The sequence below is a fragment of the Lautropia dentalis genome (assembly GCF_003892345.1).
Classification (GTDB): domain Bacteria; phylum Pseudomonadota; class Gammaproteobacteria; order Burkholderiales; family Burkholderiaceae_E; genus Lautropia; species Lautropia dentalis.
Genome location: NZ_RRUE01000002.1, coordinates 496,778 through 521,229, shown reverse-complemented (window position 1 = coordinate 521,229; position 24,452 = coordinate 496,778). Strand labels below are relative to the sequence as shown.

Here is a 24,452-nt window from a genome sequence, read left to right as displayed (position 1 = left end):
GGCTTTCATGGGGATATCCCACAGTGCGATGCCCCGTCAGGACCACCAGAAACCAGCAAGACCCGCAGCAGGCCCTGCTGGCGTTCGGATAGACGGTTCGTCTGCACTGTTCTGCGGCAGATATCCGTCAGATCGGGGTATTTACCGGCATTTCAAGGGCATTCCAGCATCTTTGCCAGCAGAAAACGTCTGGTGGGCGATGATGGTTGACAGCCGACCCAGGGCAGCGTCAGGCGAAGAGGTCACTCCTCCACCAGACCATCCGAAATGAGCCTGCACCACCCCGACCCATGGCCGGCTGAGACAGTGTAGAGAGGATCGCCCTGATGGAGAAAGGAGCAAATGCGCCTGCGCAGATCCATACGGCAGGCGTATACGGCCCGGCGAGCGCTTTCTATCGCTGCAAAAACCGGATCAGTCCCCGGACTCGCTCGTGAAGCGCGCTCCAGCCGGCAGCGGATGGCCGCGCAGAAACACGTCGGCCGGCTGGCGGCGTCCGCCCGGACGCTGCAGGGCCTGCAGGCGAAGCACGCGACCATCGCCGCAGGTCACGTCAACCCCTGCTGCCCCCGCCTGCAGGATGGTGCCGGGTAGCACGGAGGCTGGAAAGGCGTCGCCCACCTGCGAAACCTTCCTGCCGTCAGCCGCAGAATGATCGTGAGGCATCTGACCATGAGCCCTCTGCAGGGCGTTGGAGGTTTCTTCATCCAGCACCACCGGATCGAACACCCGCAGCTGCGCCGCGGGGTCTTCCGCCCCTTCCAGCCGGGTGGTGGCCCCCGGCGGGTCGAAGGCACGGATGTGGCAGGCAACCTCGTGCGCGGGCCGGGTCCAGTCCACCCGCAGCTGCGCCTTCTCGATCTTGGCGGCGTAGGTGACACCTTCCGCGGCCTGCGGGGTGAAGCCGAGCGTACCTGCCGCCAGCGCATCGAGGGCTGCCACGATGGCCTCGGCCCCCATGCCGGCCAGCCGGTCGTGCAGGGTGGCGGCCGTATCGGTGGCGCTGATGAGCGTACGACGTTCCAGCCCCACCGGGCCGGTATCCAGCCCGGCTTCCATCTGCATGATGCCCACGCCGGTTTCGGCATCGCCCGCCTCGATGGCCCGCTGGATGGGGGCTGCCCCCCGCCAGCGTGGCAGCAGCGAGGCATGGATGTTCAGGCAGCCGAACCGGGGCAGGTCCAGCGTGGTCTGAGGCAGCAGCAGGCCATAGGCAGCCACCACCATCACGTCCGGGTTCAGGGCCCGCAGTGCGGCGTGGGTGTCGAGCGCTTCCTGGTTGCGGGCCTCGCGCAGCCGGCACTGTTCGTCCGTCTCTGGGGCAGCATGACCCTGACCGGCTGCGGTGGCCCGGGCAGCACCGGCGTTCCGGACATGCGAACCCGCACCATTCAGGCCTTCACGCTGGTCGGCCACCGTTGTCGGGCCGGCAGTCTGCGGCGCCGGCCGTACCCGAAGCGTGTGCGGCTGGTACACGGGCAACCCGGCCGCCACGGCCACCTGCTTGACCGGCGAAGCCACCAGTTTCTGGCCGCGTCCGGACGGACGGTCGGGCTGGCTGAGCACGGCCACCACCTCATGACGCGAGGCCAGCAGCGCTTCGAGCGCCCTGGCGGCGAAGACCGGCGTGCCGGCAAAGACGACCCGCATCAGCCCGCTTCCCGTTCCTTCGCCATCTTGGCGATCTTCTGCTTGATGCGGTTCTGCTTGAGCCGCGACAGATGCTGGATGAACAGGATGCCATCCAGATGGTCGATCTCGTGCTGGATGCACACGGCCAGCAGACCATCGGTATCGATGGTGAAGGGCTTGCCGTCCAGATCCAGCGCCGTGACGGTGACGGCGTCGGGCCGCTCCACCTTGTCGTAGATGCCGGGGATGGACAGACAGCCTTCCTCGTAGGACTGCAGCGTGTCGCTCTTTCTGATGATTTCGGGGTTGATGAACACCCGCAGCTCGTTCTTCTCTTCGGTCACGTCGATGACGACGACACGTTCGTGCACATTGACCTGCGTGGCCGCCAGCCCGATGCCGGGCGCCTTGTACATCGTCTCGGCCATGTCGGCCACGAGCCTGCGGATTCTGTCGTCCACAACCGGGACCCGCTCGGCGACCCGATGCAACCGGGCGTCAGGATACTTGAGTATGTCTAGAACAGCCATCGGACACTATCCACCACTGAACCTGTCGCCCATTGCCGCGCCAGGATGCCGTCAGAAAGAATTGCTTTTGCACGTCAAGTCGGCACGCATTGCCACTGGAAGTGGGGCGTGCGTAGACGACTCCAAGGACCGACCATGTCGATGAAAAAGTTTAGCACCCGGGCCCTGACCACGCTGAGCCTGAGCATTGCCCTCGCCACCGGCGCCGTGATGCCGATGACCAGCGTTGCCCAACCCCGTCACGATGAAATCCAGCTGGCTGCCGACGCCCCTGACCGCCACGTGGTGGTGAAGGGCGATACGCTGTGGGGCATTGCCGGACTTTTTCTGAAGGAACCCTGGCGGTGGCCCGAGATCTGGCAACTGAACAAGGCCGAAATCAGGAACCCGCATCTGATCTATCCGGGCGACATTGTATATCTGGATCGGTCGGGCGCCACGCCGCGCCTGCGCCTGGGCCGCAGCGTCGGTGGCAGTGCCGACGGCATGAACGGCCGGGGCCTGAACGGCAAGGGTATCAGCCACCTGGAACCGACGGTGCGCGCCACCCAGCTGGACGCGGCCGCCATTCCGAGCATCTCGCTGTCGTCCATCCAGGCCTTCATCAACCGGCCGCTGATCGTCGATGAGCATGGCCTGCAAAGCTCGCCCTACATCGTGGCCCCGCAGCAGGATGGCCGCGTCAACGTGGGCAATGGCGACAAGGTGTATGTGCGCGGCATTGGAAAGGACAATCCGACCCGCGGCTGGCACATCTACCGTCCGGCCAAACCGCTGGTCGATCCGGTGACCCGCAAGGTACTGGCCTACGAGGCCACCTATCTGGGCTCGGGTGATCTGGTGCGCACCGGCGACCCGGGCACGCTGGCCATCACCAAAGTGGCCGAAGAGATCACCGACGGTGACCGTCTGGTGCCGGCCGAAATCGACCAGGACGTGAACTTCGTACCGCGCGCACCGGAAGTGGACAACCTGGATGGCCGTATCGTGTCGATCTACCATGGCGTGACCATGGTGGGCCGCAACAGCGTGGTGGCCATCAACCTGGGTTCGAAGAACGGTCTGGCCAACGGCCATGTGCTGAAGATCGAGCACGCCGGCCGTACGGTGAAGGATCGCGTGAGCAAGCAGATGGTGCGTCTGCCCAATGAGGACGTGGGCCAGCTGCTGGTGTTCCGCACCTTCGGCAACATCGCCTATGGTCTGGTGGTGGATGCCACTGCCCCGATCACGGTGGGCGATATCGTGACCAACCCCTGAAGGGCCGGCAGTCCCTGAAGCAGGCATGACTGGCGGACCAGGCCGCGTTCCATGGCGCCTCCGAAAGCGTCAGCAAGCGCGTTGGACACAGGAAGGCGTCCTGGCCCCGCCGGAGATCATCTGCCCCGGCCTGGCGGATGGCAGAACGGCCAGCCTCATGGCTGCTACATCCATCTGGCCTAGGCCAGATGGACATTGTGCCGGTTTTCACCACGCCAGCAGGTTTCTGCCCCGGCAAGATGCGGCATCGGCTGCGCACCCTGCACATCCCGTGCACGGGTGGCCAGCCGCCTGCATCCTGCCACCATGAAGACTGCGGACATTCCCGAAGAAAAATCCGGCGCCACGCTGGACGATGAAGCCCTTGGCACCTGGCTGAAACTGGTGCTCACCCCCGGTGTGGGCGCCGTGACCGGCCAGCTCCTGCTGCGCCGCTTCGGCTCGCCCGAAGCGATCTTCGACGCCACCTACCGCCAGCTGCAGCGGCAGCTGAACCAGGAAAAGGTTTCCCGCGCCCTGCTGGCCGATGATCCGCAGCGCGATGCCGCCATCATCCGTACACTCGCCTGGCTGCACGCCGACGACGACCATCACATCCTGACGCTGGACGATCCGCGCTATCCCCGCGCCCTGCTCGACCTGCCCGATCCGCCGCTGCTCGTCTACGCCCGTGGTTCGCTGGAGGCTCTGGTGCCGGATGCGGTGGCACTGATCGGCAGCCGCCGCGCCAGCCACGACGGCCTGCACAACGCCCATGCCTTTGCCCAGGCCCTGACCCGCCGCGGACTGGTGGTGACCAGCGGGCTGGCCGAAGGCATCGACGCGGCCTCCCATGTGGGTGCGCTGGATGGCGCCGCCGTGGGCCAGCCCAGCACCATTGCCGTGCTGGGGGCGGGCATCGACCACATCTACCCGGCCCACCACCGGATGCTGGCCACCCGCATCATTGCCCAGCAGGGGCTGATCCTCAGCGAACAGCCACTGGGCAGCGCCCCCACGCGCGGCAATTTTCCGCGCCGCAACCGGATGATCGCCGCACTCTCGCGCGGTACCCTGGTGGTGGAGGCTGCCCTGCGCAGTGGTTCGCTGATCACCGCCCGTCTGGCCGCCGAGCTGGGGCGCGACGTAATGGCCGTGCCCGGTTCGATCCACAATCCCCTCTCGCACGGCTGTCACCACCTGATCCGCGATGGTGCCAGCCTCGTGGAAACCGTGGACGACATCCTGACCACCCTGGGCATGGCCCTGCCCCCCGGCGCCCCGGGCACACTGACGGCCGGCCGGCTGCGCGCCCGCCAGCACACGGCCCGCCGCGCCTCGGGCTGGCGGGACTGGCAGGAGATCATTGGCCGTACGGAAAACGGCCAGGCTGGGCTGGATGAACTGGCCGGGCAGGACGAAGCGAATGAGCGGGAGGCCAGGCACGGGAGCGATGATCCCCGAAACGACGATCCAGGCCAGGGACCAGCCACACGGGACCGTCCCGATGAAACAGGCAGCCCGGATGAACCAGCCAGACAGGATGACCATGCCGGCCCGGATACACCGAATGGAACGGAAAGCCGGAACACCCCGGATGAACCCGCTTCCTCTGCACGCAAACAGAACCCCCCGCTGAACAGGCATGCAAGGAACGCAGCCAACGCACTGAACGCACCTGATGCCATCCCAGCCCCCGCTGACCCCGCCAGCCAGATCCTCGCGGCCCTGACGGGCGCCCCCCTGTCGGCCGAAGAACTGGCCAGCCGGCTGGGTTGGCCGATCGAGCGTATCCTGATTACCATCCAGCTGCTGGAACTTGGCGGCCAGATCGGACGCCATGTCGATGGACGCTGGCAGCGCATCTGACGCTGTCCCACCCCGGCGCGGGAAACCCCGGGCTGCGGTGTGTCTTTCCAGGCCGGATATTCCGGCTGAACATGGGGGGCAGATGGGGACTCCTCCGGACTCGCTCCCCCTTGGGAAAAACCACCGCTTGCCTGAAACGCACTCGCGCTCTTACTATGGCGCGCCATGAGTAAAGCTTTGATCATTGCCGAGAAACCTTCCGTCGCCGCCGACATCGCGCGGGCGCTGGGGGGTTTCGTTCGTCACGGCGACTACTTCGAAAATGACGACTACGTGCTCAGCTCCGCCGTGGGCCACCTGGTGGAGATTGCTGCGCCCGAGCAATACGATGTCAAACGGGGCAAGTGGTCATTCACGCACCTGCCGGTCATCCCGCCGCACTTCGATCTGAAGCCCATCGAAAAGACGAAGGACCGGCTTTCGCTGCTGGGCAAGCTGATCCGCCGCAAGGACGTGACCAGCCTGATCAACGCCTGCGACGCGGGGCGCGAGGGTGAGCTGATTTTCCGGCTGATCGCGCAGTACGCCAAAGCCAAACAGCCCATCCAGCGGCTGTGGCTGCAGTCCATGACGCCCAGCGCCATTCGCGAGGGCTTTGCCCACCTGCGTGCCGGCGACGAGATGAACGGCCTGGCCGATGCGGCGCGCAGCCGCGCCGAGGCCGACTGGCTGGTCGGCATCAACGGCACCCGCGCCATGACGGCCTTCAACTCGCGCGATGGCGGCTTCTACCTCACCACCGTCGGCCGGGTGCAGACCCCCACGCTGGCCGTGGTGGTCGAACGCGAGGAAAAGATCCGCCGCTTCGTGCCGCGCGACTACTTCGAGGTCAAGGCCACCTTCGGCGCAAAGGCCGGCCAGTACGAAGGCAAGTGGTTCGACCGCAACTTCAAGAAGAGTGACGACCCCGAGCACAAGGCCGACCGCTTCTGGACGAAGGCAGATGCCGAGGCCATCGTGGCGGCCTGCGAGGGCCAGCCCGGCACCGTCACCGAAGAATCCAAACCGTCCACACAGATCGCCCCGGCGCTCTTCGACCTGACCACGCTGCAGCGCGAGGCCAACGGCCGCTTCGGCTTTTCGGCCAAGACCACGCTGGCGCTGGCGCAGGCCCTGTACGAGCGGCACAAGGTGCTGACCTACCCGCGTACCGACTCCCGGGCGCTTCCCGAAGACTATCTGGGCACCGTGCGCCAGACACTCGGGCAGCTCTCCGACTCGGGCATCCATGGCGAATTTGCCCGCACCATTCTGGAGAAGGACTGGGTCAAGCCCAACAAGCGGGTGTTCGACAACAGCAAGATTTCCGACCACTTCGCCATCATCCCCACGCTGCAGGCGCCCCGCAACCTGTCGGATGCCGAGCAGCGCATCTACGATCTGGTCGTGCGCCGCTTCATGGCGGTGTTCTACCCGGCGGCCGAGTATCTGGTCACCACCCGCATCACCACGGTGGCCGGCCATCCGTTCAAGACCGAGGGCCGCGTGCTGGTCAACCCCGGCTGGCTGGCCATCTACGGCCGTGACAGCAGTGGCGGTGACGGCAACCTGGTACCGGTGCAGCCCAACGAGACCGTCCAGACCGACGAAATCGACCTGCTGGCCAAACAGACCCGTCCGCCCGCGCGCTACACCGAGGCCACGCTGCTCTCGGCCATGGAAGGCGCCGGCAAGCTGGTCGATGACGACGAGCTGCGCGAAGCCATGGCCGGCAAGGGCCTGGGCACACCAGCCACCCGCGCCGCCATCATCGAGGGGCTAATCACCGAACGCTACCTGCTGCGCGAAGACCGCGAGCTGATCCCCACCGCCAAGGCCTTCCAGCTGCTCACGCTGCTGCGCGGGCTGGGCGTGGCGGCGCTGAGCATGCCGGAACTCACCGGCGAATGGGAATACAAGCTCAGCCAGCTCGAAAAGGGAGCCATGGACCGCAAGGTCTTCATGTCGGACATTGCCGGCATGACGCGCGACATCGTCGACAAGGCCCGCAACTTCGAGGCCGACACCGTACCGGGCGACTATGCCGTGCTCCAGACCCCCTGCCCGGCCTGCGGCGGCGTCATCAAGGAAAACTACAAACGCTTTGCCTGCACGCAGTGCGAGTTTTCCATCACCAAGATTCCGGGCGGCCGCCAGTTCGAGATTCCCGAAGTGGAAACCCTGCTGAAGGACAAGGTGATCGGGCCACTCACGGGCTTTCGCAGCAAGATGGGCCGGCCCTTCTCGGCCATTCTCAAGATCACGCCCGAGAACAAGCTGGAATTCGACTTCGGCCAGAACGACGAGAACGACGAGAATCTGGAGCCGGTGGACTTCAGCGGCCAGGAAGCACTGGGCCCCTGCCCCAAATGCCAGAACCCGGTCTACACCCACGGCATGCACTATGTGTGCAGCCACGCCGTCGGCCCCAACAAGAGCTGCGACTTCCGCTCGGGCCGCGAAATCCTCCAGCAGCCCATCGAGCCGGCGCAGATGCACAAGCTGCTCACCGAGGGTCGTACCGAACTGCTGACCGGCTTCGTCTCGTCACGCACCCGGCGCAAGTTCAAGGCATTCCTGGTGCGCGAGCCCAGCGGCAAGATCGGCTTCGAGTTCGACAATGCCAAGGGCAAGGCGACGAAGGCCGCAGCCAGCGGTGAAGGCGAAGGCGCATCGGGCAGCGACGGTGCCGACACCCCCAAAAAGCGCACCACACGCGCCACGACCCGCAAGACCGGCACTGCGGCCAAAGCAACAGCCCGCAAGACGGCTACCCGCTCGACCGCCACCAGCCGCCGCAAGGCAGCCGGTACCGCCAGCCCGGCAGATACCGCTGAAGAATGAGGGCAGTCCCGTTGCCGGCCGGGCAGCCCCCGGTCGGCAATGGCACGCACCATCCGGCCCGGCGACATCAACGGACCGGACCTTCACACCGACCTTCCGGCCAGACCAGGACACCGGCCCAGCGCCATGCTGGTGCCTCTGCTGCAGTAACCGTCATGACCAGCCCCACCACCCAGCAGCGCGCCTACATGGCGCCCCCCACCCCACCCGAATACCTGGCCATGCAATGGGCCTTCGCCTATGGCTCACTGATCTGGAACCCGGAATTCGAGTTCGACGAACGCCACAAGGTTCGCATCGATGGTTATCACCGGGCATTCTGCATCAACTCGCACACCTACCGGGGTACACCGGATGATCCGGGCGTGGTGCTGGGACTGGATGCCGGCGGCAGCTGCGAGGGCATCGTCTACCGGGTCAGGAGCGGCCAGGAAGCGGCCATCATGGATCGCATCTACCAGCGGGAAATGGTCAGCGAGGTCTACTGCCCGCACGTGGCCGACATCACCCTGCCCGATGGCCGGCAGATTCAGGCCCTGACCTTCGTGGCCTGCCAGGACGATCCGCACGGCTACCTGCCCGGCCCGCGCACCGAGGTGCTGCGCCGCCTGCGTGAATGCACCGGCTGCAAGGGCCCCAACCGTGACTATGCGCTGAACACGCAGAAGGCCCTGCACGAATGGGGCATCCGCGACGAGGCGCTGGATGCCCTGATTGCCGAGATGCAGCAGGACTGCTGCGCACCGGCCTGAGATTACCTTGCTCTAGAATGTCTCCTTCCGTCACATTCGCGTCGTGGAGCGCATTCGCATGGGCAACACCATTCTTCAGAGCCTGCCGATCGGCCAGAAGGTCGGCATCGCATTTTCCGGCGGCCTGGACACCAGCGCCGCCCTGCACTGGATGCGCAAGAAGGGCGCCATCCCCTTCGCCTACACGGCCAACCTGGGCCAGCCGGACGAGCCCGACTACGACGAGATCCCCCGCAAGGCCCTGCGCTATGGCGCCGAGGCAGCCCGCCTGATCGACTGCCGGGCCCAGCTGGTGGCCGAAGGCATTGCGGCGCTGCAGTGCGGTGCCTTCCACATCTCCACCGCGGGTGTGACCTACTTCAACACCACCCCGATCGGCCGCGCCGTCACCGGCACCATGCTGGTGGCCGCGATGAAGGAAGATGACGTCAACATCTGGGGTGATGGCAGCACGTACAAGGGCAATGACATCGAGCGCTTCTACCGCTACGGTCTGCTCACCAATCCCTCGCTGAAGATCTACAAGCCCTGGCTGGACCAGCAGTTCATCGACGAACTGGGCGGCCGCGCCGAAATGTCGGCCTTCATGGCGGCGGCCGGCTTCGACTACAAAATGTCGGCCGAAAAGGCCTATTCCACCGACTCCAACCTGCTGGGCGCCACCCACGAGGCCAAGGATCTGGAATACCTGAACAGCGGCATCCGCATCGTGCAGCCCATCATGGGTGTGCCCTTCTGGCGCGAAGATGTCGCCATCAAGCCCGAAGAAGTCACCATCCGCTTCGAAGAGGGCCAGCCGGTGGCACTCAACGGCCAGACCTTCGACAGCCCCGTCGAGCTGATGCTGGAAGCCAACCGCATCGGCGGCCGTCACGGGCTGGGCATGAGCGACCAGATCGAGAACCGCATCATCGAGGCCAAGAGCCGCGGCATCTACGAGGCCCCGGGCATGGCCCTGCTCTACATCGCCTACGAGCGGCTGGTCACCGGCATCCACAACGAAGACACCATCGAGCAGTACCGCATCAACGGCCTGCGCCTGGGCCGGCTGCTCTATCAGGGCCGCTGGTTCGACCCGCAGGCCATCATGCTGCGCGAAACCGCCCAGCGCTGGGTTGCCCGTGCCATCACCGGCGAAGTCACCCTGGAGCTGCGCCGCGGCAACGACTACTCGCTGCTCAACACCGAATCACCCAACCTCACCTATCACCCCGAGCGGCTGACCATGGAGAAAGGTGAATCGGTCTTCTCGCCGGCCGACCGCATCGGCCAGCTGACCATGCGCAACCTCGACATCACCGACACCCGCGACAAGCTGGCCGGCTACAGCCGCGTCGGCCTGCTCAGCGCCGGCGTCGGTCACGAGCTGCCGCAGCTCAGGAAGGACTGAGCCCGTCCGAAGCCTGCAGCAGCGCATCCAGCCGCTGGTGCCGGATGCCATAGAAGGCCTTCAGTGCATCGATCTCGGCCCATGCCTCGGCGGCGGGCCGGGCGCGGCCGGTACGGCAGCCCAGGATCATCCGGTTCTTGCCCGTGTCGTCCGGGCTGATGAATTCGAACACCTGCGCCTCATAGCCCTGCGTCTCCAGCAGCAGGGCACGCAGCCCGTCGGTCAGCATCTCGGCCTCCAGACCCAGATGGATGCCATGGCGCAACAGCGCCGTCAGCGGTGCCGGCGCCTGCAGCTGCGGCCGCAGCTCGCGGTGGCAGCACGGTGAACACACCAGCATGGCCGCCTGCTGGCGAATGCCCTGCCAGAGCGCATCGTCGGTGGCCGTGTCACAGGCATGCAGGGCAATGATGACATGCACGTCTTCCCGCAATCCCTGTAATCCTTCCTGCCCTTCCTGCAGCCCCTGCGGTGCATCCCCGGCACGCAGGATGTCCCCCTTCTCGAAGCGCAGCCCGGCCATGCCATTTTTCTGTGCCAGCCGGTTGCACAGCGCCACCAGATCGGCCCGCCGCTCGACCCCCACCGTCTCCACCTGCAGCCCCAGCTGGTGCGTCAGATGGTCGTGCAGCGCAAAGGTCAGATAGCCCTTGCCCGCCCCATAATCGCGGATGCGCAGTGGCTGCTGCCCCGCGCCCCCCACCTGCCCGCACAGGGCCGTGCGCTGCCAGGCCTGCGCCACGATCTCGACAAACTTGTTGATCTGCCGCCACTTGCGCGCCATGGCCGGTACCAGCGCACCGCTGCGGCCCACCAGGCCCAGATCCACCAGAAACGGCCGGTCGATGCCCACCGGATACCGGCGCTGCCGGTTCTGGGTGTCGAGCGCCCCCCAGCCATCGTCTTCTGCCGTCAGGGATCGTACATGCCCGGGACGCGTGTCCATCGGAACGTCATCGCCCGATGTGAGATGGCCAGCCCGGGACGCCCGACGCAGCTGCGTGAGCGCCCCCGTGCCCTGCTGCCAGTTCTCCCGGCTGTCGCCAGCACTGCCGTCTCGTCCGATGCTGCCAGCTTCTGCGCTGCTGGTGCTTTCCTCCCTGTCCATCGGAGCCCCGCCACCAGCGCCTCTCGTACTGCCAGCGCCCCCCGTGCTGCGGGCACCACGGCCACTGGCGGCTGCGTCATGAGCCCTGCTCTCCCCGCGGGCACCATCAGCACCAGTACCACCATCAGCACCACCAATACCATCAGCACCACCAATACCATCAGCACCACCAATACCATCAGCGCCGCCAGCGCCGCCAGCACCACCAGCAACCCCGCGCCGCTTCATCCGGAACAGCGGCGTGCCACGCTTGCCAAAGCCCAGCTCGGCCGTCAGCGCCGAGGTTTCCAGCAGTGCACTGCGCATGTCGCCCAGCAACCCGGCAATGCGCACCTGCGCCTCGTCCAGCGGCAGATTGTCGGTCTGGTCGCGCGTGTCGTACTGCCAGCCAAAGGCCAGCTTCACGCCGCCACGCAGCCGTACCGGCCGGATCCGCACCCGCTGCAGTACCGGCCCCTCATCGACGAATCCGGGGGGCAGCATCTTCCGCGCCGGCCGTGACAGCACCAGCCGCTGCAGCGTGCGCGTGTCGATGGCCTCGCGCACCAGAGCCAGAAAGCGTTCCACAGGGCCGGACGCTGCATCTGGCGCGTTGCCTCTTGCCTCATCCACCGCGTTTTTCCTGTTCATCATCTCACCCGCTCCAGACGCCACCCACGCACCACGGACACGACACCCAGAAAACAGAACGGGCAGGCTGCGGACGCACCGTGCCTGCCCTGTTCTGACCACCAGACAGCCTGTCATGGCTCATGAGCGTACATGAACTCACCACAGGGACGAATGAGTTCACGCACGCTCTGAACCACAACATCGGCCCCAAAAGGCCATCACTTCCAGATATCTTCCTCGATCTGGCCCTTCAGCTCCGGATAATCACTCAGTTTGAAGCGTGGATCACCGTGCTTGAGCTGCTCGAAGTAGTCGCGGGTCAGCTTCACCACCAGCCCGGACAGCATCACGATGGCCACCAGGTTGATGATCGCCATGATGCCCATCATCGCATCGGCCGCATCGAACACCGTGGTGATGGCCTCGTACGCCCCCCAGACGATGAACACCAGCACCATGGAGCGCAGCAGCACCAGGTTCACCTTGTTGTCGATCTTCAGGTAGGTCAGCGCCCCTTCGGCGTAGGAATAGTTGCCGATGATCGACGTGAACGCAAAGAAGAACACCGCCAGCGCCACGAAGTCCTTGCCATGGTCACCGATGTGATAGGCCATGGCATGCTGCGTCAGCACCGTGCCGGTCACGCCCGAGCCGGGCTGCAGCGCATCGGACATCAGGATCATCACGCCGGTGGCCGTGCAGATCAGGATGGTGTCGATGAACACCCCCAGCGCCTGCACGAAGCCCTGCGACGACGGATGGTGCGGGCTGGGAATGGCCACGGCCGCGATGTTGGGCGCCGAGCCCATGCCGGCCTCGTTGGAGAACAGGCCACGCTTGACACCATTGAGCATGGCGGCAGCCATGCTGCCCATCACCCCACCGGCCGCCTGCTCGAAACCAAAGGCGCTCTTGATGATCAGGCCGATCACGGCCGGCACCCTGTCGATGTTGGCCACCATCACCCACAGCGCCACGCCCAGATAGGCCACCGCCATGAACGGCACCACCACCTCGGCCACACGGGCAATGTTGCGGATACCGCCGAAAATCACCAGTGCCGACAGGATGGCCACGCCCACCCCGATCTGGATGCGGTCGAGCTGGAAGGACTCGTTCAGCGACTCGGCAATGGCATTGGCCTGCACCGCGTTGAACACCAGCCCGAACACCACCAGCAGAATGATGGAAAACAGCGCCCCAGCCCAGGGGGCATTGAGACCGCGCGTGATGTAGAAGGCCGGACCACCCCGGTACAGACCGTCGTGGTCACTGACCTTGTAGAGCTGGGCCAGCGTACTTTCGGCATAGGCCGTGGCCATGCCAAGGAAAGCCACCACCCACATCCAGAACAGCGCACCCGGACCGCCCGTATACACGGCCACCGCCACCCCGGCGATGTTGCCCGTACCCACCCGCGAGGCCAGACTGGTGGTCAGCGCCTGGATGGGCGTGATGCCATGGCTGTCCTTCTCGGGCGTACGGGTGACCGAACGGATGAACTCGCCAAACTTGAAAAGCTGCAGAAAGCGCAGCCGGATGGAGAAATAGGCCCCCACCGCCAGCAGGCCGTAGATCAGCACATAGCCCCAGACCACGTCGTTGATGGCGTCGATCGCTGCCGTGATGTTCGCTGCAATCACATCCATGCCAAAGCCTCCTCACGCCCAATACACATCACTGTTCTCCCGCAGGGCCCTGAACAGGGCCCCGCCCATTGACCTGATTCCGGCAGCGCGCATGCCGTGGTCCGTCCTGGCCTGATGCACGAGGCGAATCCACAACACATCCCTGCCACCGGTCGGGCAGCAGCGACCATACAGCCGCCGGAAGCTGACTTCCAGACAAAACTGCCATCCATCCCGTGCTGCCCGCAAAACGGCAAATGATAGCCCAAGCCAGGTGTTCTACACGGTGGGGCCACATGCTTTTACAGGAAGAATTTCACGCGGTCCGGTCCAGACACGCGCTGTCTCTACCGGACCAGCAGCCTGCCCCGCACGGCCAGCCACAGCAGGCCCACCCACAGGGCGGCCACCAGCCCGCTGCCCAGCCACCACAGCATCCAGCCCAGTGCCACCAGCTGTCCGGCCGCCACCAGATGCATGCCCACGGACGCCATGGCGGCCAGCCCGAACGAAAAGCCCCACAGGCTCATCGCGTAGCCGGCCTCCAGCACCCAGGGCAGCAGCCGCATCAGAAAGGCCAGCTGCAGCACCCCATAGCCCACCAGCAGCAGCAGGAACACATCCACCTGCCCGCCATTGACCGCCAGCCAGGCATTGCCGCCCACGAAAGCCGGCGCCAGCTGAATGCCGATGATGCCGCGCACCGCCGGTGCCAGTGCCGGCCCCGTACGCAGCCGGGCCAGAATGGCCGACTCCAGACTGAACCACGAGAACATGCCGGCCCCGAAGAACAGCAGCCCCCAGTCGGAATGCCCCAGGGCCCCCAGCGCACCAGCCGACGCGAAGCTCGATGCCACCGTCGGCAGATAGATGACGGGCGTGGTGGCCGCCATCGTATGCAGGCCGCGCCACAGCCCGGCCGCCCGGTACATCGAGAACGCCAGCTGCCCGGCCAGACTGGCCAGCACCAGCGCCCAGGCAAAGCCCGGCGCATAGGGGTTGACCGCAATGCCGATCTCCAGACTGGTCACCGGAATCAGCGAGATGAAGCAGCATGCCACCAGATCCTGCAGTTCCAGACGCAGCGCATCCCGTCGCCGGAGCATCTTGGCCATGAACACCAGCAGCAGCAACACCCACACCGCGCCTGCCAGCGCCAGAATGGCCTCACCGGCCCAGGCCGGCGCATGGCCCACCTTCGCCCCATGGCGCCAGGCCAGCCCCAGCGCCACGGTGCCCAGCGCCACCGAAAAGTAGCTGGTCGGTACGGGAAAAGGCCGCATGGCCGGTGCAGCCGCTGAAGTGGCGGCCGGCGCGTTACCGGATGGCGCAGCAGAAGCCGGATGTCCCTCCGGCACCGTAGCCGGCTGCATGGATGCAGATGCACGGGCGCCTGGTACAGAGGAAGCGGCCGCGTCTTCCGCCGTCACAGGCGCGCTCGGCGCCGCCGCTGCACGGGACGCTTCGGAAAGATGTTGGGAAGTGCTCATGAACCCAGCCTGACTCGGACGCGAAATCCAGCCGGCTCCAGTGCCCAGCCTGACATTTCGCTTGATCGGTCCATCAGCCTACGTCCCCTTCCCGCGTGGGCGCAAGCGCCAGAGACGCCCGGTTAAACATTCGGCACGGGCGGAACAGGATCAGGTGGGGAGGAAACTCCGGTGCGCCTGGAAACACGCAAGAACGTCAGGCAGGCCCCCCGGAGAAGCAGGAAACTCAGTCCGTCCGGCCCGCCATGACGGGAGGCAGCCCCAGACGTTCAGGGAAGGTATAGGCCACCATCCGGCGACCATCGCGCACCAGCCCGGCCAACGCCACACCACACGCTTCGGCCAGTTGCACGGCCATGGTGGTAGGGGCTGACACGGCCATCAGTGCTCCGGCGCGGATCATTGCCGTTTTCTGCACCATTTCGAAACTGGCGCGGCTGGTAATGGCCACAAAGCCTTCGGCCACCGGAACGTCTGCCCGGATCATCGCGCCGATCAGCTTGTCCAGCGCATTGTGGCGCCCCACGTCTTCGCGCAGGAGCTGCACTTCACCGTCCAGATTGCACCACGCAGCCGCATGGGTGGCGCCGGTGAGCTTCTGAAGTACCTGGGCGTTTTTCAGGCCCGTTTCGGCGCGAAACAGCGCCTTGGGTACCAGGCAAACCGGATGAGCCATGGTGTCGGGTACACGGCGTACCTGCGACAGGCTGTCGGTTCCACACAGACCGCACCCGGTGCGACCTGCCAGATTGCGGCGACGCTCGCGCAGCCGCCAGGCACAGGCCGAAGACACCTCCAGGTGCACTTCAACCCCCTGCTGGACTTCCACCACATCGACGCCATACAGCTCGGCGGGAGATGCCAGCAGGCCCTCGGTGATGCCAAAACCCAGGGCGAAATCGGAAAGATCGCCCGGAGACGCCATCATCACGGCATGTGAAATGCCATTGAAAATCAGTGCGATGGGCGTTTCGCGGGCGATCCAGTCTGACGCCTCGACCTGCCTGCCTTCCCGCCAGACATGAACCCGGGCCGGATCAGCCCCCCTGTCGGGGTGCTCCCCCAGCGAAACGGATTCTGCCGGGGGTTCTGCATCGGGTTCCGAAGAGATATCTGCGGGGATGTCGGCAACGGTAAGAGGTGTCGGGTCAGTCATCAACCAAAGACGAACTTGCCCTTCATCACGCTCCAGTGACCGGGGAAGGAGCAGAAGAAGGTGTAGTCGCCGCCTTTCTCGAATTTGTCCAGCGGAATGGTGATGGTATCGGACTCGCCGCCACCGATCAGCTTGGTGTGGGCCAGCACGCGGGCGTCATCCTTCGGCACGTAGTTGTCTTCGGCGCTCACCTTGCCAGCGGCCTTGGCCACTTTCTTGAAGTCGTCGGTCTTGGTGATGACGACGTTGTGGCCCATGGCCGACTTGGGCATCTTGCCGACGTGCTTCAGGGTCAGCTTGGCTTCGGTGCAGTCACCGTCGACCTTCAGTTCCTTCGTGTTGAAGGACATGGCGTCGTTGGCTTCGAGTTCGACGTCGCAGGTCTTGGCCATGACAGCGCTGGAACCGAGCATCAGAGCAGCAACCAGAATACCTTTTGCAAACATGGATTTCTCCTTCTGTTTCGATGGTGTTTCGGAAAAGCAACCAACCCAGTCTACCGAAGCGGTGCAGGCCAAAACTAGACATATATCAACTTATAGACCAGCAAATGCTGGAGATTCGTCAAGTTATGGGTACCGGAAGCTGGACACCGCGAGTGTACACCCTGATATTCCTCAATGTATGGCCAAAAACCGCACCGTTGGCAAGACGCCGACAGCCGGGTATTGATACCCATTCCACTCTGCACAATAACCACATTCGCAGCAATGTCATGTAGCTGGCAACGGAGAAACCACCAGCAAAAACGGCGTTTTTTATCGCCAGACAGGCTATGGGATGATGTTAAACAATCATGGATAGACCAAAGACAATCGATAATGACTATCGGCCTTGAATCGCTATGAATCGCTATGAATCGCTATGAATCGCTATGAATCGCTATGAATCGCTATGAATCGCTATGAATCGCTATGAATCGCAAAGTGAGCCACAAGGCAGGCGGCAGGCGGTAACTGCCTGATATGTCATGACCGCAAACAGGGCGCGCCTTCCCGGCCGGACACTTTCAGCCAGGCGCCTTCAGCACCTCGCACACCGGCTGCACCATCTGCTCGCCCTCGCCCAGCCAGATCTGGCCGTCCTGCACGATGCACTGCAGCGCGGCGCCCCGCCGCGCCAGCCCGGCCAGTGCCTGGCTGCTGTCGGGTGCCAGCGCCATCACCCGCAGATTGGCCAGCTTCTCCAGCGTCGCGCGCGCCTTCTGCCACCACATGCCGGCCGTGCGACCATAGGCCAGCACCAGCACCTCGTCCGAGCGGGCCGCCGCCTTCTTCACCCAGCGTTCGTCGGGCAGCCCCACGTCGATCCACAGGCGAATGCGGCCGTCGGGTGACTCGGCGTACAGGTCGGCCTCGTCCTCGGTGCTCAGCCCGCGGCCGAAGCGCAGGTCATCTGCCGCACAGAGCGCAAAGGCCAGCACGCGCACCATCATCCGCTCGTCGTTCTCGGACGGGTGGCGGGCCACCGTCAGCGCATGCTCGCCGTAGTAGCCCCGGTCCATGTCCGAGACGTTCAGGCCAAACCTGAAAACCGTCGATTTCAGTGCCAAGGTCAGGCTCCCCGCCCGTCAGACATCGATGTTCTGCGCGCCCAGCGCGTTCTCTTCGATGAACACCCGGCGCGGCTCGACGTTGTCACCCATCAGCGTGGTGAAGATCTGGTCGGCCGCAATGGCGTCCTCGATCTGCACCTTCAGCAGGCGGCGGGCCGTCACGTCCATCGTCGTCTCCCACAGCTGCTCGGCGTTCATCTCGCCCAGCCCCTTGTAGCGCTGGCGCGAAACGCCCCGCTCGGCATCGGCCAGCAGCCACTTCATGGCTTCGCGGAAGCTGCCCACCGGCATGATCCGGGCCTTCTCGCCCTCGCCACGGCGCACCTCGGCCCCCTCACCCACCAGGCCGCGCAGCGTCTGCGACACATCCGACAGCACCCGGTAGTCGGCCGACTTCAGGAAGTCCGACGTGATCACCGACACCTTCTGGTTGCCGTGCAGGTGACGGGTGATGCGCAGGTGCCAGTGTTCACCCGCCTCGTCCGACTGGGCCGTCACCGTCACGGGCGGTGCCAGCAGCCGGCTCTCCTGACGCTTCTCGCGGGACAGCAGCGCCTGCAGCCGTTCGGCCGATGCGTGGGCATCGTCGGACGAATCGAGGTTCAGCTCCAGACCGTCGACCAGCGCGTGCAGGGTCTCCTCGTCCATCTGGCGCGACAGCCGGTCCACCACCGCTTCGGCCAGCACGTACTTGCGTGCAATGCCGGACAGGGCATCGCCGCTGATGGGCTCGGCCCCAGCCGAGGGCACCAGCGCTGCCTGCTGCATCGACAGGTTCAGCATGTACTGGTCCAGCTCGAAATCGTCCTTCAGGTAGCGCTCTTCGCGGCCCTGCCTGATCTTGTAGAGCGGCGGCTGGGCAATGTAGATGTAGCCGCGCTCGATCAGCTCGGGCATCTGGCGATAGAAGAACGTCAGCAGCAGCGTGCGGATGTGACTGCCGTCCACGTCCGCATCGGTCATGATGATCACGCGGTGATAGCGCAGCTTTTCGATCTTGAAGTCGTCCGACCCCAGCCCCGAGCCGATGCCGGTACCCAGCACCGTGATCAGCGTGGCCACCTGCTCGGAGGCCAGCAGCTTGTCGAAGCGCGCCTTCTCGACGTTGAGCACCTTGCCGCGCAGCGGCAAGATGGCCTGAAACTTGCGGTCGCGCCCCTGCTTGGCCGAGCCACCGGCGGAGTCGCCCTCCACGATGAACAGCTCGCTCTTCGCGGGGTCACGTTCCTGGCAGTCGGCCAGCTTGCCGGGCAGGCCGATGCCGTCCAGCACACCCTTGCGCCGCGTCATGTCGCGCGCCTTGCGGGCCGCCTCGCGGGCGCGGGCCGCCTCGACGATCTTGCTGCAGATGATCTTCGCGTCGTTGGGCTTTTCCAGCAGATAGGTTTCCAGCCCGTGCGCAATCACCTCTTCCACCGGCGCACGCACCTCGCTGGAGACCAGCTTGTCCTTGGTCTGCGACGAGAACTTCGGCTCGGGCACCTTCACCGACAGCACGCAGGTCAGGCCCTCGCGCATGTCGTCGCCGGATGTGCCGACCTTGGCTTTCTTCGCGATCTCGTTCTCTTCGATGTACTTGTTGATGACCCGCGTCATGGCGGCGCGCAGGCCGGTCAGGTGGGTGCCGCCGTCACGCTGCGGGATGTTGTTGGTGAAGCAGAGCACCTGCTCGTTGTAGCCGTCGTTCCACTGCAGCGCAGCCTCCACCGTCACCCCGTCCTTCTCTCCCTTGATGTGGAAGATGTTGGGGTGCAGCACGTTCTTCGCCTGGTTGATGAACTCGACGAAGCCCGCCACGCCGCCGGCAAAGGCAAAGTCCTCTTCCTTGTTGTTGCGCAGGTCGCGCAGCCTGATGCGCACGCCATTGTTGAGGAACGACAGCTCGCGCAGCCGCTTCGAGAGCGTCTCGTAGTGGTACTCGACCTTCGAGAAGATCGTGTCGTCGGCCAGGAAGTGCACCTCGGTGCCACGTTTGGTGGTCTCGCCGGTCACGCGGATGGGCGAGATCGCCACCCCGTCCTTCTCCTCGATGAGCCGGTTCTGCGTCACCCCGCGCGCAAACTCGATGGCATGCGTCTTGCCGTTGCGGTTGATGGTGAGCTTCAGCCACCGTGACAGCGCGTTCACGCACGACACACCCACGCCGTGCAGGCCGCCCGAGACCTTGTAGCTGTTCTGGTCGAACTTACCACCGGCGTGCAGCTCGGTCATGACGATTTCGGCTGCGCTGCGCTTGGGGTCGTGCTTGTCGTCCCACTTCACGTCGGTAGGAATGCCACGGCCGTTGTCGCGCACCGAGATCGACTCATCCGCATGGATGGTCACCAGAATCTCGTCGCAGAAGCCGGCCAGCGCCTCGTCCACCGAGTTGTCCACCGTCTCGAACACCAGATGGTGCAGGCCCGTGCCGTCGGAGGTGTCACCGATGTACATCCCGGGGCGCTTGCGCACCGCCTCCAGCCCCTCCAGGATCTGGATCGAGGACGAATCGTAGCCGGGGCCATCCCCGGCCGGACGATCACCGGAAGACTGCTCGGGGTTCATCGAATCGGTATCCATCAGTTTTCAGCGACAAGGAAGAATCAGGCCCAGCCCAATCACGGGCATGGACAGCAGGCAACGCCCGGCGAGGCAGATGCCATCGGCCCTGCCCCGTCCAGTCGGGCTGCGCACCTGCAGGACACAGGGCGCCAACCCAAAAGAATAACAGGCCAGGCGCCCAGAAGCACCCGGCCTGCCCGTGAAACGATGGCCAGCACCACAGATCGCCAGGAACACGCAGTGCGTGCGGAACTCATGCGTCCTCACGCGGCCACCCGGCACTGGAAACGGCCATCTCCTGCCGGACGTTGCACGACCCTCAGATCCGCATCGGCATCAGCACATAGCGGAAGCTGTCATCGTCGGGCAGCGACATCAGCGCGCTGGCCATGGCATCGCCAAACGCCATCGACACCTTCTCGCTCTTCAGTGTCGCCAGCACATCCTGCAGATAGGAGACATTGAAACCAATATCGAGAGACGTGCCGTCATAGTCGATATCAATCTCTTCCAGCGCCTCTTCCTGCTCGGTATTGCTGGACTGGATACCCAGACGGCCCGGCGCCAGCGCCAGCCGCACCCCCCGGAACTTTTCGTTGCTCAGGATGGACGCCCGCTGCAGCGCCTGGGCGAAGGCCTCGCGGTCCAGCTCGATCACCTTCTGGTACCCCTTCGGGATCACCCGCTGGTAGTCGGGGAACTTGCCCTCCAGCAGCTTGCTGATGAACTCGATCTCGCCAAAGCGCAGCCGTATCTGGGTACCGATGATCTCCATCCGCACCGGCTCGTCACTGTCGGACAGCAGCCGCATCAGCTCGATCACCGACTTGCGCGGCAGGATCGCCTCTGCCTGGCCGGCCGCATGCACCTCCGTATCCTGGCAGAACGCCAGCCGGTGTCCTTCCGTGGCCACGGCCCGCATGCCCTGCGGATCCATCGCCAGCATCAGCCCGTTCAGATAGAAGCGGATGTCCTGATGGGCCATGGCGAAATGCACCATCTGCAGCAGGTGGCGCAGCTTCTTCTGGGACAGTGTCACATCGGCACGCAGATCATCCGTGCTGCGTTCTCCTGCCGAACCCTGTCCCCCATCTGCGGCCATGCTGGCTTCGGCACTGCTTCCCTTCATGACGGGAAAGTCATCGGCTGCCAGCGTCTGCAGGGCAAAGCGCGACTTCGCCGTTTTCAGGTTCAGCTTGTTGCCCTTCAGCTCCAGCGTGACATCCGTATCCGGCAATGCCCGCAGGATGTCGATCAGCTTCCTGGCCGACACCGTGGTGTTCACCTGCCCTGCCCCCGCGCCGATGCTGGCGTGGGTCTGGACCTGGATCTCCATGTCCGTACCGATGAAGCTCACCTGCTCACCTTGCTGGCGGATCAGGACGTTGGCCAGAATGGGCTGGGTATGACGTTTCTCGATGATGCCAGCCACGGTCTGAAGCGGTTTCAGGATGGCGTCCCGCGACGCATGAATGATCTGCATGACTTTCTGTTCCTGAGCTTTTCGGTTTTCTAGATCTCTATATCTTTAAAGGTTGTTGTTGTTTTTGGGAGATCATCTCCCTGTGGATAACCTCGAAGACCCGCTTGCTGACTGGATCTTGCTGAACAAAAACGGTGTGTGGACTGTGCAATGCCACCGTCACCGGAATGTGGACGGTTTTGGCCTTCCGTCCGAAACCCCGGGTTATCCACATTTTGACGATGTGGACTCTTCAGGCTTGCTGACCGGTTGTGCACAACCCCCTGCCAACCCAGCCCGAAACCTGCTCCGGAAACGCAGTTTTGCACAAAAAACAGGCAAACTGACGAATATCCGGTGAGTACCCGATACGGCAGCGTGTGGATAACTCTACCACTGCCCCTGTTCATGCGCCCTGCCACTGTGCAAAACGTTGTCTGGGGACAAGTCCAGGTTATCCACAGGCCCGGATGTGCGCGATGGTAACGCCCTGGCGCGTCGCATGAATACGGTTCGTTGCATGGAACGGCCCGGGCGCTGCCTCTGGCATGGGTCTGCCAGAGGAGTACCACCTGAACCGGTGATCTGTTACAGATATTCCCTGAGCGTCTGGTCCAGCACGTGGATCTGCTTGTTCAGCTCCTCGTTGTGCGCCCGTGATTCTGTAATTTTGCGTACTGCATACAGAACCGTGGTGTGATCCTTGCCGCCGAAGGCATCGCCGATCTCCGGCAGGCTCTTCTGCGTCAGCTCCTTGGCCAGGTACATGGCAATCTGGCGGGGCAGGGCGATCTTGGCCTGGCGCCGCTTCGAATACATGTCGGCCGGCTTGATCTTGTAGTATTCGGCCACCGTCTTCTGGATGAAATCGATGGAGATCTGTCCACGATTGAAGGAGATCAGATCTTTCAACGACTCCTTCACCAGTTCCAGCGTTAGGGGCGATGACCTGAATGATGCATAATGAATGGCGCGCTGCAGGGCGCCTTCCAGCTCACGCACGTTGCGGCGGATGTTTTTGGCGATGAAATACGCCACGTCATCCGGCAGCCGCACCCGTGCCTGCTCGGCCTTGCGCTGCAGAATGGCCACCCGCATCTCCAGCTCCGGCGGCTCGATGGCCACGATCAACCCCGAGTTCAGCCGCGAGATCATCCGGTCATCGATGCCCTTCAGCTCCTTCGGATAGGTATCGCAGGTGATCACGATCTGCCGCTGGTTGATCGTCATCGTCTCGAACACATGGAAGAACTCTTCCTGCGAGCGCTGCTTGTCCGACAGGAACTGGATGTCGTCGATCAGCAGCACATCCAGCGTCTGGTAGTAGTGCGTGAACTTCTCGATCGAGTTGCCGCGAAAGGCCGACACCAGATCCTGCACGAACTGGTTGGCCGAGATGTAGCGGATGGCCGCCCGTGGCTCGCGCGCCTGGATGGCATTGCCCACGGCCTGCATCAGGTGGGTCTTGCCCAGACCCACACCACCGTGGATGAACAGCGGGTTGTACGCACTGCCTGGCCGGTCGGCCACCTGCAGCGCGGCAGCCCGGGCCAGATCGTTGGCCTTGCCGTTGACGAAGGCCTCGAAGGTCAGCCCCGGATTGAGCCGCGAGCGCTCATTGGGCATCTGGCCACTCAGGCCGCCAAAGCTGCGTGCCGGTGTGTTGCGCCGGGGTGGGGCATCGAGCCCCAGGTCGTCTGGATCATCTTCATCGGCCGGTGCCTCGCCGGCCATCAGGTCTTCCTCGCTGAGATCGGCCAGGCTGGCTGCAGGGCGGGGCGCTTCACCGTGTAGACCAGCTGTCTTGCCAGGGCCGGAACCGACGCCAACATCAACGCCAGAACCAGAACTGACGCCAGCGCCCGCACCCGAACCCGCACCAGTACGGATACCAGCACCGACGCCAATGCCAGAACCGGCACCGGCGCCTGTACTGGAACCAGCGCCAGCACCCGGGGCAGGGGGCCGGTTCATGGCTGCATGTCCGGAACCGGCAGCGTGGCCGGCATTGCCATCCGGGGCATGTCCAGAAGCAGAGTGAGCCGTGTGTGCCGCAGCCGCCTGACCGCCTGCTACGGTGCCTGTACCTGCGCCGGCGCCCGCCCGTGCAGCCGGTACGCCAGCGTGCCCCCCCGTGCCGGCCGTCGCCGATGCCTTGCCGGCGGCGCCCGGTCCGCCCGCTTTCGGCGTCACGCCGATCTCCACCCGGACGGCCGGGTCGATCATCTCCCGCACCACCTGCTGGATCAGCTCCGCATACTGGTTGCGCACGATGTCGGCCTTGAACTGCGTGACCGCCCCCAGACGCAGCACGCATTCATTGGCGTCCAGCTCCAGAAAATCCAGCGGCTTGATCCAGGTATTGAAGGCCAGATCGGGCATGCGTGCGGCAACGGCCGTACGACAGGCTTCCCATTGTTCCTGCATGGTGGGGGTGACTCCGGGCAAAGACAGCAAGGTTTGAAGCGGGTGTGCGCGGGTATGCGCCTCGAGGTGGGCACGGGTGGTACCGGACCGCGCATGCCCGCGTCAGTCACAGTGGGCGGTTACTCACATGATTGTCCACAGGTTCGGGGCAGGGTGCCCAGGTCACGATCTGTGGGCAATGCGACCCGGACTGCTGCAGGCTCCTGCCATGCCGCGGTCTGGACAGATACCGGGCTTC

16 protein-coding genes are annotated in these 24,452 nt (G+C 64.5%); 5 read left to right on the top strand and 11 right to left on the bottom strand.

The annotated features are described in order from the left end of the window. Positions 1-414: 414 nt before the first annotated feature. Together EHV23_RS10175 and def are read right to left on the bottom strand one after the other, a co-directional pair. Positions 415-1,650 (bottom strand): methionyl-tRNA formyltransferase, encoded by a 1,236-nt coding sequence (locus EHV23_RS10175; protein ID WP_125095977.1) that lies wholly within the window; start codon positions 1,648-1,650, stop codon positions 415-417. Further along, entirely contained in the window at positions 1,650-2,162 is a 513-nt protein-coding gene (gene def / locus EHV23_RS10170; RefSeq protein ID WP_125095976.1) for a peptide deformylase, read from the bottom strand. The genes EHV23_RS10175 and def overlap by 1 nt, the downstream gene beginning before the upstream one ends. A 141-nt stretch (positions 2,163-2,303) precedes the next feature. On the opposite strand from def, the gene EHV23_RS10165 reads away from it, so the two are divergent. The 5 genes from EHV23_RS10165 to argG all read left to right on the top strand — a co-directional run bounded on the left by EHV23_RS10165 (position 2,304) and on the right by argG (position 10,235). Continuing rightward, positions 2,304-3,422 (top strand): LysM peptidoglycan-binding domain-containing protein, encoded by a 1,119-nt coding sequence (locus EHV23_RS10165; protein WP_158615925.1) that lies wholly within the window; start codon positions 2,304-2,306, stop codon positions 3,420-3,422. Between the two features lie 306 nt (positions 3,423-3,728). After that, positions 3,729-5,270, top strand: coding sequence for a DNA-processing protein DprA (gene dprA / locus EHV23_RS10160; RefSeq protein WP_125095974.1), 1,542 nt, complete (start codon positions 3,729-3,731; stop codon positions 5,268-5,270). Positions 5,271-5,435: 165 nt separating this feature from the next. Continuing rightward, positions 5,436-8,093, top strand: coding sequence for a DNA topoisomerase III (locus EHV23_RS10155; protein ID WP_125095973.1), 2,658 nt, complete (start codon positions 5,436-5,438; stop codon positions 8,091-8,093). A 155-nt stretch (positions 8,094-8,248) separates the two neighbouring features. Continuing rightward, positions 8,249-8,845: a gamma-glutamylcyclotransferase gene (locus EHV23_RS10150; RefSeq protein ID WP_158615924.1), complete on the top strand. Its 597-nt coding sequence runs from the start codon at positions 8,249-8,251 to the stop codon at positions 8,843-8,845. A gap of 58 nt (positions 8,846-8,903) precedes the next feature. Continuing rightward, positions 8,904-10,235: an argininosuccinate synthase gene (argG, locus tag EHV23_RS10145; protein WP_125095971.1), complete on the top strand. Its 1,332-nt coding sequence runs from the start codon at positions 8,904-8,906 to the stop codon at positions 10,233-10,235. Here argG and EHV23_RS10140 read toward each other — a convergent pair. From EHV23_RS10140 to dnaA, 9 genes are all read right to left on the bottom strand, one after another. Then, positions 10,222-11,976 carry a class I SAM-dependent methyltransferase gene (locus tag EHV23_RS10140; RefSeq protein WP_125095970.1) on the bottom strand — a complete coding sequence of 585 codons (1,755 nt, stop codon included), beginning with the start codon at positions 11,974-11,976 and terminating at the stop codon, positions 10,222-10,224. The genes argG and EHV23_RS10140 overlap by 14 nt on opposite strands. A gap of 197 nt (positions 11,977-12,173) precedes the next feature. Continuing rightward, on the bottom strand, positions 12,174-13,604 hold the full coding sequence (locus EHV23_RS10135; RefSeq protein ID WP_125095969.1) for an alanine/glycine:cation symporter family protein: 1,431 nt from the start codon (positions 13,602-13,604) through the stop codon (positions 12,174-12,176). Between the two features lie 326 nt (positions 13,605-13,930). After that, on the bottom strand, positions 13,931-15,073 hold the full coding sequence (tehA, locus tag EHV23_RS10130; protein ID WP_238990419.1) for a dicarboxylate transporter/tellurite-resistance protein TehA: 1,143 nt from the start codon (positions 15,071-15,073) through the stop codon (positions 13,931-13,933). Between the two features lie 226 nt (positions 15,074-15,299). Further along, the gene (gene fdhD / locus EHV23_RS10125; RefSeq protein ID WP_125095968.1) at positions 15,300-16,229 is read right to left on the bottom strand and encodes a formate dehydrogenase accessory sulfurtransferase FdhD; all 930 of its coding nucleotides are present in this window, start codon (positions 16,227-16,229) and stop codon (positions 15,300-15,302) included. Beyond that, a complete protein-coding gene (gene azu / locus EHV23_RS10120) occupies positions 16,229-16,675 on the bottom strand; it encodes an azurin (protein WP_125095967.1) in 447 nt (148 codons plus the stop codon). Before azu ends, fdhD begins: the two co-directional genes overlap by 1 nt. A gap of 563 nt (positions 16,676-17,238) precedes the next feature. Next, entirely contained in the window at positions 17,239-17,781 is a 543-nt protein-coding gene (locus EHV23_RS10115) for a YaeQ family protein (RefSeq protein ID WP_125095966.1), read from the bottom strand. A gap of 18 nt (positions 17,782-17,799) precedes the next feature. Then, positions 17,800-20,328: a DNA topoisomerase (ATP-hydrolyzing) subunit B gene (gene gyrB, locus EHV23_RS10110; protein WP_125096810.1), complete on the bottom strand. Its 2,529-nt coding sequence runs from the start codon at positions 20,326-20,328 to the stop codon at positions 17,800-17,802. 316 nt (positions 20,329-20,644) lie between these two features. After that, the gene (dnaN, locus tag EHV23_RS10105; protein ID WP_125095965.1) at positions 20,645-21,808 is read right to left on the bottom strand and encodes a DNA polymerase III subunit beta; all 1,164 of its coding nucleotides are present in this window, start codon (positions 21,806-21,808) and stop codon (positions 20,645-20,647) included. Positions 21,809-22,375: 567 nt separating this feature from the next. After that, on the bottom strand, positions 22,376-24,214 hold the full coding sequence (gene dnaA / locus EHV23_RS16395; protein ID WP_125095964.1) for a chromosomal replication initiator protein DnaA: 1,839 nt from the start codon (positions 24,212-24,214) through the stop codon (positions 22,376-22,378). Between the last annotated feature and the right edge of the window lie 238 nt (positions 24,215-24,452).